At 74.3% G+C, this 13183-nt stretch carries 11 protein-coding genes; 9 read left to right on the forward strand and 2 right to left on the reverse strand.

Going from position 1 to position 13183, the window contains the following annotated elements; genetic code table 11:
- The first annotated feature begins 7 nt into the window (after positions 1 to 7).
- The gene (locus ADL05_RS12940) at positions 8 to 1249 is read left to right on the forward strand and encodes a CdaR family transcriptional regulator (protein WP_053617183.1); all 1242 of its coding nucleotides are present in this window, start codon (positions 8 to 10) and stop codon (positions 1247 to 1249) included.
- A gap of 124 nt (positions 1250 to 1373) precedes the next feature.
- Here the strand turns inward: ADL05_RS12940 and ADL05_RS12945 are convergent, their stop codons facing one another.
- Together ADL05_RS12945 and ADL05_RS12950 are read right to left on the reverse strand one after the other, a co-directional pair.
- The gene (locus ADL05_RS12945; protein ID WP_053617184.1) at positions 1374 to 2522 is read right to left on the reverse strand and encodes an undecaprenyl-diphosphate phosphatase; all 1149 of its coding nucleotides are present in this window, start codon (positions 2520 to 2522) and stop codon (positions 1374 to 1376) included.
- A gap of 248 nt (positions 2523 to 2770) precedes the next feature.
- Positions 2771 to 3229, reverse strand: coding sequence for a DUF3237 domain-containing protein (locus ADL05_RS12950; protein ID WP_053617185.1), 459 nt, complete (start codon positions 3227 to 3229; stop codon positions 2771 to 2773).
- Positions 3230 to 3361: 132 nt separating this feature from the next.
- Between ADL05_RS12950 and ADL05_RS12955 the strand changes: the two genes are divergently transcribed.
- The 8 genes from ADL05_RS12955 to ADL05_RS12990 all read left to right on the forward strand — a co-directional run bounded on the left by ADL05_RS12955 (position 3362) and on the right by ADL05_RS12990 (position 13152).
- Positions 3362 to 3961 (forward strand): TetR/AcrR family transcriptional regulator, encoded by a 600-nt coding sequence (locus ADL05_RS12955; protein WP_053617186.1) that lies wholly within the window; start codon positions 3362 to 3364, stop codon positions 3959 to 3961.
- A 211-nt stretch (positions 3962 to 4172) separates the two neighbouring features.
- Positions 4173 to 5630, forward strand: coding sequence for an amidase (locus tag ADL05_RS12960; protein WP_053617187.1), 1458 nt, complete (start codon positions 4173 to 4175; stop codon positions 5628 to 5630).
- Between the two features lie 534 nt (positions 5631 to 6164).
- Positions 6165 to 7787 (forward strand): ABC transporter substrate-binding protein, encoded by a 1623-nt coding sequence (locus ADL05_RS12965; protein WP_053617188.1) that lies wholly within the window; start codon positions 6165 to 6167, stop codon positions 7785 to 7787.
- A gap of 2 nt (positions 7788 to 7789) precedes the next feature.
- Positions 7790 to 8749, forward strand: a complete 960-nt coding sequence (locus tag ADL05_RS12970) for an ABC transporter permease (protein ID WP_156365832.1) — start codon at positions 7790 to 7792, stop codon at positions 8747 to 8749.
- On the forward strand, positions 8746 to 9615 hold the full coding sequence (locus tag ADL05_RS12975; protein WP_082376354.1) for an ABC transporter permease: 870 nt from the start codon (positions 8746 to 8748) through the stop codon (positions 9613 to 9615). The genes ADL05_RS12970 and ADL05_RS12975 overlap by 4 nt, the downstream gene beginning before the upstream one ends.
- Positions 9612 to 10604 (forward strand): ABC transporter ATP-binding protein, encoded by a 993-nt coding sequence (locus ADL05_RS12980; protein ID WP_053617190.1) that lies wholly within the window; start codon positions 9612 to 9614, stop codon positions 10602 to 10604. The genes ADL05_RS12975 and ADL05_RS12980 overlap by 4 nt, the downstream gene beginning before the upstream one ends.
- On the forward strand, positions 10601 to 11407 hold the full coding sequence (locus ADL05_RS12985; protein ID WP_053617191.1) for an ABC transporter ATP-binding protein: 807 nt from the start codon (positions 10601 to 10603) through the stop codon (positions 11405 to 11407). Before ADL05_RS12980 ends, ADL05_RS12985 begins: the two co-directional genes overlap by 4 nt.
- 77 nt (positions 11408 to 11484) lie before the next feature.
- On the forward strand, positions 11485 to 13152 hold the full coding sequence (locus ADL05_RS12990; RefSeq protein ID WP_053617192.1) for a CocE/NonD family hydrolase: 1668 nt from the start codon (positions 11485 to 11487) through the stop codon (positions 13150 to 13152).
- Positions 13153 to 13183 lie beyond the last annotated feature (31 nt).

The following is a 13183-nucleotide window of genomic DNA, read 5'->3' on the forward strand; positions in this document are numbered from 1 at the left end:
ACACGTGATGGAAGCGGATCTGCGGCGGGTCGTCGAGGCGCTCGAACCGTCCATGGAGCAGATCACGCTCGACGCGGTCGACCGCATCTGGGAGCAGGTTCCCGCCTACCGCGCCAGCGCCGATCCGCGTCTGCGCGCTGAACTCGCCCACCATGTCGGTCAGGTGTTCCACGCGCTGGTCACCAGCGTCAAGGAGGACCGCTTCGTCCAGCCCGCCGACTTCCCCTCCACCGCGGAGCACGCGCGGAGCAGGGTCCGGCAGGGGGTGTCGCTCTCGGACTTCCTCCAGGCCTTCCGTGTCGGCCAGCTCACCCTGTGGGAGGGCGTCAGCGCGGTCGCGCGCCGGGACCCGGGTGTGCGGGACGCGGCGATGGCACTGGTCAGCCGGGTCATGCACCTGATCGAGGTGGGCAGCTCCGTGGCGGCCGAGGCCTACCTCGACGCCCAGCAGCACGAGGTGGCCGAACTCGACCGGCTGCGCCGCGACGTGTTCGAGGACCTCCTGGCCGGCCACGAGATCCTGCCGGGACCCAAGCGGTCGCTGCTGTCCTCGGCGGGGCTGGACCCGGGCGTGGGCCTGGTCGTCGCGACCGCGCTGCCGGTCGCCCCGCTGCCCGACCAGCACACCCTGCCGGACGTCGCCGCCGCCCTGCGCGGCGCCTTCGCGCAGCGCGCTCCCGGGCTCACCGTCGTCCGCCAGCAGGAGGTGACCACCCTGGCACCGGCCGACGCCCGTGCCGCCGGGGCGGTGGTCGAGCGGCTGCGCCGCGCACTGGACGAGCTCTCGCACGCCGGTGTCCACCTGGCCGTGGGCCTGAGCGCCGTCCACGCGGACGTGGCCGCCGTTCCGGAGGCCTACACCGAGGCGTGCACGGCCAGGGACGGCCTGGGCGGTGCGGCGGGGCTCGTACCGCTGCCCCTGATGTCGACCTTCGACTACCTCGTGCTCCGGGACGACGCCACGGCCCGGCGGCTCGTCCGCCCGGAGCTGCGCAGGTTCGTCGAGGAGGACCTGTCCCGCGGCGGGACCCTGGTGGAGACGGTGCTGGCCTACGCCGCGCACGATCTGCGGGCCAGGGCCATGGCCCAGGCGATGCACCTGCACGTCAACACGGCCTACTACCGGCTCGACCGGATCGCCGAGCGGACCGGCTGCGACCTGCGCGCCTTCGCCGACCTGCTGGAACTCGTCATCGCCATCCGGCTGCTGAGCGACGGCCACCGCGTGGTGGGGCCCGGCGGAACGTGAGCCTTCGTCGCCCGGAGCGGGGCCGCGGCCACGGGGGAGTGGGAACGTGGAGCCCCTCCGCGTGTCGTAACGCCGTCGGCCCCGGTCCGGGGCGGACCGGGGCCGACGGCGGCACGGATTCGGCTCACTCGGCCGGCGCGGGGTCGTACTGCTCGCCCGTCACCGGGTTGGTGGCCAAGCCCGTGGCCGGGTCGTAGTCGACGTCCATGCCCAGCTGCGGGTCGTGGTAGAGCCCGGTCTCGGGGTTGCGGGGCAGCCCCGCCTCCGGATCGATCTCCCAGCCGGTCGTCGGGTCGATCCGGGGCGTGGGGTCGGCCGAGGGCTCCTCGCTGGGCTCGGCGGACGGCTCGTCCCGCGACGCCGCCCCGTCCGTGCCCGGGTCCTCGTCAGCGTCCTCGTCGACGGTCTCCTCGGCGACCACCTCGCCGCGGGCGTTCTGCGACTCGGCACCGCCCTGGGGGTCGAGCACACCGAAGCTGATCAGGGTCAGGACGAGGATGCCCAGGCCGATGCGGTAGTAGACGAACGGCATGAAGCTGTGCGTGGAGATGAACTTCATCAGCCACGCGATGACGATGAATCCGACCACACCGGCGATGAGCGTGCCCACGATCGTGGCGCCCCACCCGGCGTACTCGTTCTCACCGATGTCGGTGAGCTTGTAGAAGCCCGACCCGAACACCGCGGGCAGGGCGAGCAGGAACGCGTACTCCGCGGCCTCCTTGCGCTTGAACCCGAGGATCATCCCGCCGGTGATGGTGCCGCCGGAACGGGAGACGCCCGGGATCAGCGCGAGCGCCTGGAAGAGGCCGAAGGTCAGGCCGCGGGGGACGTTGAGCTCGTCCAGGCCGCGGACCTTGCTGCCGTAGCGGTCGGCCAGGCCGAGGAAGACGCCGAAGACGATCAGCGTCAGGGCGGTCAGCCGCAGGTCGCGGAAGACGCTCTCGATCTGGTCCTCCAGCAGCAGGCCCAGGACGACGATCGGGACGGAGCCGATGATGACGTACCAGCCCATGCGGGCGTTGATGTCGCCGCGCAGCTCCCGCCGGAACAGCGAGAGCGTCCAGGTGGAGATGATCTTCATGATCCGTTGCCGGAAGTAGATCAGAACGGCGAGCTCGGTACCGAGCTGGCTGACGGCGGTGAAGGCCGCTCCGGGGTCGGGCCAGCCGAAGAACGCGGAGACCACCCGTAGGTGCCCGCTGGAGGAGACGGGGAGGAACTCGGTCAGCCCCTGGACCAAGCCGAGGATGACTGCTTCGATGAGGGACACGGAGGGTTCTGCTCCTGGCTGTGTTCAGCTCCGGTCGGGGGAGCCGGTGTCGGCTCGGGCGTGCCGGACGTGCTCGTACGGAATGAGGGGACTCCGGCAGCTTAGTCAACTTCTCGACCGTGAACGACCGGGCCTGCGGGTGGGGCCCGGCCGGCTCGCCGGGGCGGCCCCGCGTCCGAACGGTTCCGGGCCCTCGCGCGCGAGCCCCGGGGACGGGTGAGCGCCTTCCGCCGCCCGTGCCGGTCGCGTCAGTCCAGGGCGTAGCAGCGGATGACGATGTGGTCCTCCTCCGCCCGTGCCAGGCCGACGAAGACCGTCTCGGCCAGCCAGCGGTGCGCGGGGGAGTCGGTGCGAAACACCGGGCTGGTCCGGAAGTACACCCCGGACTCGGCGACCTTGAGGCCGCCGTCGAACTGGTCGGGGCACGCGCGGCCCTCGTGGTAGTAGCCGCGGTTGACGATGTCGATGACGGCGCCGTCGTCGGCCCGCAGGAGGTAGCGCGCCTCCAGGGCGCACACGTCGCCGCGGGTGTCGGACCAGTCGCCGCCGCCCGCCAGGACGGTGCCGGTCAGGCGCGGGCCGTCCACGGTGCCGCCGGTGATGGGGGTGAACTCGGTGCGCTCGCCGTCGCCGTGGCCGACGTGCAGGGGCTCGGCGACCCGGGCCCGGATCTCGAAGGCGAAGGTCAGTGAGGGTGCGAAGGTCATCGGATCGTTCCGTTCCCAGGGGGTGGCCGCCGCTCGCGGCGCGGGGCGACGAGCGCGCAGGTTTATATAACGTTGTTGTATGACAACATTGCAGGACCGTACCCCACACGTCAACCCAGCAGAGGTCCGAACATGCCGATCGAGGTGGACGAGGCCCGGCGTCTCGACGAGATCGCCGCCGCCACCATCGACGTCGCCCGCGAACGCGGCGTCCGCTCCGTCACCATCCGCGCCGTCGCCGAACGGCTCGGCGGGTCGACGGCCATGATCACCAACTACGTCTCCAACCGTTCCGAGCTCATGCTCAACGCCCTGCGCCGGGCCGAGGAGGACTGGACGCGCGACCTGGAGGGCGAACTCGACGGCGTTCCCGCGAAGGACCGGCTGCGCGTGGCCGCGCGGTGGATGTGCACCACCGAACGAGACGACGAGGTCCTCAGGCGGCTGCGGATGGAGATCGCCAGCGCGGGCCCCAGTGCCGGCTCGGCCATCGAGGAGGACCGGCGCACCACGTCGCGCCGCAGCCACGAGGAGCTGGCCGCGCTCGCCGGCGAGGCGGGCGCGGACGACCCCGCGCTGAGCGCGGACGTCCTCCACCTGCTCTTTCGCGGCTACTGGCTCTCCACGCTGGAGGACCCCGAGACCTGGTCGGCCGAACGCGGAGCCCGTGCCGCGCTGGCCGTCATCGACCTGCTGCGCCAGGGGTCGGCGCGGGCCGCCGGAGGGGTCTGAGCGGTTCTCGGGGGCTCATGGGGGTTGACAACCGGCGGGAGTCCGGCGCAAGCTCTCCATGAGATACAACGCTGTTGTATGACAGTGTCCTATATCGGTGTGCCGTACCGGAACGGTGCGGCACACCGCCATCCCCCGGCCTCCGACCGTTCCGGACGCGCCCCGACGAGGGCGCGGCGGCGGTCGGGACGTCCTTCGAAGAGGTGCGCCCATGCGACCAGCAGACCGACCGGAACCGTGGTGGCGGCACAGCGCCACCGAAATCGCCGCGGCCATCCGCGGCCGCGAGGTCTCCGCCGTCGAGGTGGTGCGCTCCCACCTCGACCGCGTCGAGGAGGCCAACACCGACCTGGCGGCGCTGGCCGACGTCCGGCCGGAGGAGGCCCTGGACCAGGCCCGGCGTGCCGACCGCGCGGTCGCCGCGGGCGCGGACCTGGGCCCGCTGCACGGCGTCCCCGTCTCCACCAAGATCAACACCGACCAGCGCGGATACGCGACCAGCAACGGCGTCCGCGCCTTCGCCGGCCGGCCCGCGGAGCAGGACGCCGCCTGCGTCGCCGCCCTGCGCGGGGCGGGCGCGATCCTGCTCGGACGCAGCAACGCCCCGGCCTTCTCCCTGCGCTGGTTCTCCACCAACGACCTGCACGGCCGCACGCTCAACCCCTGGGACCACGACCGCACGCCCGGCGGGTCCAGCGGGGGCGCGGCCAGCGCCCTGGCCGCCGGGATGACCGCCCTGGCCCAGGGCAACGACATCGGCGGATCCATCCGCTTCCCGGCGGCCTGCTGCGGCGTCGTGGGGGTCCGGCCCACGGTCGGCCGGGTCTCGGACTGGGCCCCGCCCGTCCACACCGACACGCCCCGGGGCCCGGTCGAGATGGACCTGCCGCCCACGGTCCAGGCATGGGCCGTCCAGGGGCCCCTGGCCCGCACGGTGGCCGACGCCCGCCTGGCCCTGGACGTGATGAGCGTGCCCGACCTGCGCCACCCGTTCGGCGTCCCCGCGATCCCGGCCCGCCGTCCCCGCGCCGCGCGCCCGGTCGAGGTGCACGTCGTCCGGGGCATCGGCACCGCGGACAACCACCCGGCCGTGGACGGGGCGCTGACCGACGCCGCCGCCCGGCTCTCCGCGGCCGGGTACGCGGTGGAGGAGGTGGACGACGCCCCGCTGCTGCGGGAGGCCGCCCGGCTGTGGTCGCTGCTGCTCACCGAGGACACCAGGGCCCTGCTCCCGGTGGTCGAGCGGTTCGGCGACGACGCGATCCGCACCGCGCTGGAGATGCACTTCGCGGTCGCCGCCACGGTCTGGGGCGAGCCGTCCCTGCAGACCTACATCGACGGCTGGGCCCGGCGCGCGACGCTCATCACCCGCCTGCAGGAACTCCTGGGCTCGGACCGGCTCGTGCTCACCCCGGTGTGCGCGGAGCCGCCCTTCGAGCAGGACGCCGACCAGCGCGGAACGGAGCGCGCGGCGCAACTGTTCGCCGCGATGTGGCCGATGACCAGCGTCCCCGTCCTCGGCTTCCCGGCCGTCACGGTCCCCGTGACCGTCACCGACGGCCTGCCCGTGGCAGTCCAGCTCATCGGCGGACGGTTCGAGGAACACCTCGTCCTCGACGCGGCCGAAGCCGTCGAGGCCCGCGGCGACCACCCGCGTCCCTGGTCCTGACCGGTCGGGGCCCACCGGCCCCTGCCGCTCCCCGCGCCGGGACACCCGTGACCACCGACCGCGGTGCGTCGCCGGCCCACACGTACAGGCGCACACCTGCGGCCGAGCGACGCCGAGACGGTCCGCGCCCCGCGCCCTCCACGCCCGACGGCGACCGCCCGGTCCCCATGAGCCACCAGCTCCCGGACCGGCCCGGACCCGCCGAGTGACCACCTCCGGGTTCCGCCGAGCGACCGGCTCCTGATCCCGGCCGCACACGCCCGCCATCCGCGACCCCTCCGGATCCGCCGAGCGACCACCGCCCGGTTCCGGCGACCCAACAGCTCCCGGTCCTGGGCACGGCCTGACGAACCACCAGTTCACGGGCCCTCCCGGGCCCGCCGAGCCACCACCGCCACGCGCGCCCGGCACCACTCCCGCTCCGGCCCCGCGGTACCGCCACCGCACATCCCGTCGCCCCGCGCCGCGCCCGGCGGACGCCGCCCGTCCCCTCGCGCCGCGCGCAACCGACCAACCACCGTAAGGACCCGTCCCATGCCACGTCCACGCCCGGCCGCGCTCGCCGCGGCCCTCCTCACCACCTGCGCCCTCGCCGGGTGCTCCAGCGGCGGCGAGCAGGCCGCCGAGCAGGCGGACGCCCCGCGGCCGACCACCTCCGTGCCCGCCGCCACCCAGGACGTCGACACCGTCACCTGGAACGTCCCCAGCGGGGAACCGCCCGTCCTGGACCCGGCCCACGCCGCCATCGACTCGGTCAGCACGATCACCGCCAACATGTGCGAGAGCCTGTTCACGTTCGGCCCCGACTACGAGCGCGAACCCGCCCTGGCCACCGGGCTCCACCAGCCCGACCCGCTCACCTACGTCTTCGACCTGCGCGAGGACGCCGTCTTCTGGAACGGCGACCCTGTCACCGCCGAGGACGTCGTCTACAGCGTCGAACGCGTCCTGGACCCCGGACTCGGCTCACCCTGGGCCGGCTGGTCCGCCCGGCTGGACGGCGTCGAGGCCACCGGCGACCACGAGGTCACCGTCACCATGGCCGAGCCGGACGTGCTCGTGCCCAACTTCTTCGCCACCCCCGCCTTCCAGGTCGTGCAGCGCGACTTCGCCGAGTCGGCCGGAGCCGGCTTCGGCACCGCGTCGGGCGGCCTGATGTGCACCGGCCCCTACCGGTTCGACCACTGGTCGCAGGGCGAGGAGATCACGCTGGTCCGCCACGACGAGTGGTGGAACACCGAGGACCGGGCCCGGGTGCGGAACCTGCGCTTCACGTTCGTCACCGACCCCTACGCCCAGGCCGCCGCCCTGTCCAGCGGCGACGCCGACGGCCAGTTCGGGGTGCCGCGCGCGGCCCACGCCCAGCTCGCCGCCGAGGGCAGCATGCTCTACGGCGAGAGCCTGGCACCCACGTTCCTGGCGGTCATCGACCAGGACGGCGCGCTCGCCGACACCGCCACCCGGCGGGCCCTGCAGGCGGTCGTCGACTACGAGGGCATCGTCGACTCCGTCTACCAGGGGGCCGCGGAGCCCCTGCGGGCCCTGGTGCCCCCGGCGGCCTGGGGCTACGCCGAGGACGAGTACCAGCAGGCCTACGACGCGCTGCCCGCGCCCGTCCAGGACATCGACGAGGCGCTGGACCAGGCCGGCCGGTCGACCACGGCCGAGGAGACGATCGTCCTGGCCTACACCACGGCCGTCGAGGAGGAGACGCAGATCGCCACCGCGCTCGCCGACGCGGCCGCCCAGGCCGGCCTGCACGTGGAACTCAAGCCCCTGACCGCCGAGCAGTTCGGCGCGGTCTTCTCCTCCGAGCAGGCCCGCGAGGGCATCGACGCCTTCCTGACCACCGGCTACCTCGACTTCCCCGAGCCGCTGGCGTACTACCAGTACTTCACCACCGGGAGCTTCTACAACTTCTCCGGCTACAGCGACGAGGAGTACGACGCCGCCATCGCCACCGCGCTGGCCCTGGAGGACCCCGGCGCCCGCGCCCAGGAGGTGGTCCGGGCCCAGTCGATCATGGCCGAGGACCTGGTCACCATCCCCATCGCCACCCAGTACGTCAACGTCTACTACGGCCCCGGCCTGGCCGGCCTCGTCCCGCGCCAGAACCACCTGTACACCCCGTGGGCCGTCGAACTGGGCGGTCGGTGACCATGGCACGCGCACTCTCGGCCTGGATCGCCCGCCGCGCCCTGGGCGCCCTGGCCACGGTCCTGGCCGCCTCCGTCCTCATCCACCTCTCCCTGCGCCTGGTGCCCGGCGACCCGGTCCTGGCACTGACGGCCGGCCGACGCCTGACGCCCGAACAGCTGGCGGCCGTGCGCGAGGCCTACGGGCTGGACCAGGGCCCGGTCCAGAGCTACCTGGGATGGATCGGCGGCGCCCTGCGCCTGGACCTGGGGGCCTCGCTGCACTACCAGACCGGGGTCAGCACCCTCATCGCCGACCGGCTCGACGTGTCCGTCCCGCTCATCCTGTACGCGGCGGCCCTGTCCGTGCTGTTCGGCACGGCGGTGGCCCTGGTGTCGGCGGTCAGGGGCGGCGCGGTCGACCGGATCGCGGGCCTGCTGGCCGCCACCACCACCGCCACACCGCCTTTCGTGGCCGCCATCCTGCTGCTGGCGACCTTCTCCGTCGGACTGGGCTGGTTCCCCGCCACCGGCGCCGGAACGGGGTTCGCCGACCGGCTGTGGCACCTGACGCTGCCCGCCACCGCCATGGCGATCGCCGTGTTCGGCGTGCTCGCCCGGGTCGGCAACGCCGCCTTCGCCGCCGAACTGCGCCGGGAGCACGTGGAGGTCGCCCGCAGCCGCGGGGTGGGCGGCGCCGCGGTCGTGCGCAGGCACGTCGTGCGGGGCGCCCTGCCGCCCCTGCTCACGGTCATCGGCGTGCTGCTGGCCGGGCTGTTCGTCGGCACCGCCGTGGTGGAGACCGCGTTCGGGCTGGACGGGGTCGGCTCCCTGCTGGTCAGCTCCGTCACCCGGCGCGACATCCCCGTCGTCCAGGGCGTCGCCCTCATCGCGGTCGTCCTGTTCGTCCTGGTCAACACGCTCGTCGACCTCGCACTGACCTTCATCGACCCCCGCGTCACGGTGGGAGGGATCACCCGATGACACTGACCGTCCCCGCGCTGCGGGCCCGCGCCGCCCGCCGGCGCCGGCACCGCCCGCTCAGCGTCCGACTCGCCGCCGCGTTCCTGCTCGTGGTCGCCGGAACCGGGCTGCTGGCCCCCCTTCTGGCGCCGCACTCCCCGGACACCACGAGCCTGGTGAACGCCCTGGCGCCGCCGGGCACGCCCGGCCACTGGCTGGGCACCGACTCCACCGGCCGCGACGTCCTCACCCGGGTCATGTACGGTGCCCGGCTGTCCCTGCTGGCTCCGCTGGGCGTGGTCCTGCTCTCGGCCGCCCTGGGCATCACGACCGGCCTGGTCGCCGCCCGCGCCGGAGGACGCGTCGACGCCGTGCTCTCCCGCTGCATGGACATCGTCTTCGCCTTCCCCAGCCTGCTGCTGGCCATGATCGCCGTGGCGGTCTTCGGGCCGGGCCTGGCCGCGCCCGTGTGCGCCCTGGCCGTCAGCTACGCGCCCTTCCTCGGCCGCATCGTGCGCAGCGTGGCGCTCCAGGAGGGCGCGCGCCCCTACATGGAGGCCTACCGGGTGATGGGCTTCGGAGAGCTGTGGGTGACCCTGCGCCACCTGCTGCCCAACGTCGCCCCGGTGCTCATCGCCCAGGGGACGCTCTCCTTCGGCTACGCGCTGGTGGACCTGGCGTCGCTGTCCTACCTCGGACTCGGCGTCCGGCCGCCCGACGCCGACTGGGGATCCATGATCAGCCAGGCCCAGAGCGCCATCCTCCAGGGGGCGCCGTGGAGCGGCATCGTGCCCGGCCTGGCCGTTCTCCTGACCGTCGTCAGCGTCAACGTCATCGGCGAGCACGTGGGCGGATCCATCTCCGGCCGCGGGAAAGAGGAGACATGAGCGTGCTCGTACGGGAAACGACCACCCGGGACGCCCTCGCCGTCGAGGGGCTGGGCCTGACCATCGGCACCCGCGAGGGGGCACTGCCCCTGCTCGCCGACGTCACCGTGCGCGTGGGCCGGGGCGAGACCGTCGGCCTGGTCGGCGAGTCCGGCTCGGGCAAGACCCTCACGGCCCGCACCGCGCTGGGCATGCTGCCCCGGGGCGCCCGCGCGACCGGGCGGGTCACCGCCGCAGGGCTCGACGTGCTCGCCGCGGGGCGCACGGACCTGCGCGACCTGCGTCGCACCCGGGTGTCCATGGTCTTCCAGGACCCGCGCGCCGCCATCAACCCGCTGCGCCGCGTCGGCGACCACCTCACCGAGGGCCTGCGCGCCGCGGGCACCCCCCGGCGCGAGGCCGCGCGGCGGGCCGTCGACCTGCTCGACCAGGTCGGCATCGACGACCCGGCGGGCGCGATGCGGCGCCACCCGCACCAGTTCTCCGGCGGGATGCTCCAGCGGATCATGATCGCCGGCGCCCTGGCCACCGAACCCGAACTCCTCCTGGCCGACGAGCCCACGACCGCCCTGGACGTCACCACCCAGGCCGAGGTGGTCGGGGTCCTGCGCGCGCTCCAGCGCTCCCACGGCACCGGGCTGCTGTTCGTCACCCACGACCTCGACCTGGCCGCCGCCGTGTGCGACCGGATCTACGTCATGTACGCCGGGCGCATCGTCGAGGAGGCCGACAGCGCCTCGTTCGCCGTCGCGCCCGCCCACCCCTACACCCGGGCCCTGCTCGACGCCAGCCCGTCCGTGCACGGCGACCAGGGCCCGCTGCGCGCGATCGGCGGGCGCCCCCGGTCGCTCGCCGAGGCCCCCTCGGGGTGCTCCTTCCGCGACCGCTGCCCGCGCGCCGACCACGACTGCGCACTTGGCGTGCCCGCCACACGACCGCACGGGACCTCGCACGTCGCGTGCCTGCGACCGGAACAGGTGAAGCCATGACCGAGCCCGTCCTCACGGTGACGTCCCTGGTCAAGAAGTTCGGCCGGGTCACCGCCGTCGACGGCGTCAGCTTCGAGCTGGCGCCCGGCGCCTCCCTCGGCATCGTCGGGGAGTCCGGCTCCGGCAAGACGACCACCGCCCGCGTCCTGGCCGGGCTGGAGGAACCGACCTCGGGCGAGGTCGCGGTCGCCGGCGAGCACGTGCGCGGGCGCTCGCGCCGCGCACGGCTGCGGCGGGCCCGCCGGCTCCAGATGATCTTCCAGGACCCCTACGGCTCCTTCGACCCGCGCCTGACCGTCGCCGAGTCCGTCGCCGAGCCCTTGCGGCTGCACGCGCCGGGACCGGCCGCGGACGTGCGCGCCCGCGTCGACGCGCTGCTGGACCAGGTCGGGCTCAGCCGCCGGGCGGGGGACTCCCGTCCAGGCGAGCTGTCCGGGGGGCAGCGCCAGCGGGCCGCGATCGCCCGGGCGATCGCCGTGGCGCCCCGCGTTCTGGTCCTGGACGAGGCCGTGGCCGCCCTGGACGTGTCCGTCCAGGCCCAGATCCTCGCCCTGCTCGACGACCTGCGACGCGAGACCGGCATCTCCTACGTGTTCGTCAGCCACGACCTGGCGGTCGTGCGCCACGCCACCGAGACCGCCGTGGTCATGCGCCACGGCCGCATCGTCGAACGGGGACCGACCGAGCGCCTCCTGCGCGAGCCCGCGCATCCCTACACCCGCCTGCTCATCGACTCGGTGCCCCGGCCGGGCTGGGACCTCGAACGCCTGGCCCGCGACCGCCGCGCCCTCGACGCGCTCTGACCACCCGCGCCCCTCGCGCCACCCCCGCCCTGCCCACACCAGCAATTCACACCCCACGCGAACCACGGAGGCACCACGTGCTGACCATCGAGCGGACGGGTCCGGCCGCCGTGCCGCCGGACGCCACCGAGATCACGATCCCCATGCGGGACGGCGTCCTGCTGGCGGCCGACCTCTACCGGGCCGGGACCGGCGCGCCCGGCCCCGTCGTCCTGGTCCGACTGCCCTACGACAAGGACGGCGCCTACTGCTTCATGCCCGACATCGCCCGCCGCTTCCGCGCCCGCGGCTACACCGTCGTCGTCCAGGACGTGCGCGGCAAGTTCCGCTCCCAGGGCGCCACCGAGTTCGCCGTCCACGAGGCCGACGACGGACACGACACCATCGAGTGGATCACCCGGCGGCCCTGGTGCGACGGCGACGTCCTGATGTGGGGCGACTCCTACTACGGGTACACGGCCATCGCGGCGGCCATGAGCGGGCACCCCGCGCTCCGGGCGATCGCGCCGCGCGTGACCGGCTCCCAGCTCTCGACCGTCCTGGACCACGGCGACGGCACGCGCGACGTCGAACAGACCAGCCGCAAGCTCTACTTCGCCACCCACTACGTCGACGCCGACCGCTACGAATGGGAGCCCGACTGGAGCCGGCGCCCGCTCGCGGCGGGGTTCGAGGCGTTCTTCGACCGGCTCGGGAAGCGCTCGCCCGCCTTCGACGACGAGTTCGGCGGCGACCCGCGGTTCGTACCGCCGCCGCTGAAGAGCCTCCTGGCGAGCCCCCCGGTCCCGGCGCTCTACACCATCGGATGGTTCGACAACTGCGCCGTCTGGTCCTGGCACGACGTGCGCGCCCTCTCCCGCGACCCCGGCTGGGCACCGCACCTGTACCTGCGCCTGGAGGCCATCGACCACGAGAACCACTGGCTGGGCGACGCGCCCATCGCCCCCGGCGACGACCACGCCACCGACCCCGGCGCCCGGGAGCGCCTGCTGCCCAGGTACATCGACCCCGCCATCGCGTTCTTCGACGCGGTCCTCGGCCGCTCCGGCGACCTGGCGGCGCTGCCGCGGGTGCGGTACGAGGTCTGCCACGGCGCGTGGCACGAGAGCGACGCCTGGCCGCCCGCGCACGCCTCGGACCTGGAGTACCACCTGTGCGCCGGCCCCGTCCGCCGGCTGGCCGCCGAGCCGGACCCCGAGCCGCGCCGGCTGCGGTGGGTCGGCGACCCCGCCGACCCCGTCCCCTCCCCGGGCGCGAACCCCTTCGCGGCCCTGGCCGACCGGGCCGACCTGAGCGCGGTCGCCGAGCGCCCGGACGTACTCCGCTTCACCGGGCCCGCCGCCGAGCGCGACACCGACCTCGTCGGCACCGCCACCGTGCACCTGCCCCTGCGGGCCGGGGCCGGAGCCACCGTCCACGCGCGGCTGCTGGACACCGCGCCGGACGGCGGCGCCGAGCTCATCGCCCGGGGACAGCTGCGGCTCGACGTGCCGTTCGACCGGGAACCGGTCGTCGTGGACCTGCTGGAGGTCGCCTACCGGCTCCGGTCCGGGCACCGCCTGGCCCTGGACCTCATGGGCGGCGACTTCCCCGACTTCGTTCCCGAGGGCCGCGCGGACGAGCCGTGGACGGCCCCGGCCGGACCGCCGACCGCCAGGGAGATCACCGTGGGCGGCCCGTCCGGCGCCCGCCTGCGCATCGGCCGCCGCCAGCCCGAGGACCTGCGCCGGTCCGGGCCCCGCTGAGCCCGGGGCGCGCGGGCGACGCCGACCGGCC

Source organism: Nocardiopsis sp. NRRL B-16309 (assembly GCF_001279585.1).
Lineage (GTDB): Bacteria > Actinomycetota > Actinomycetes > Streptosporangiales > Streptosporangiaceae > Nocardiopsis.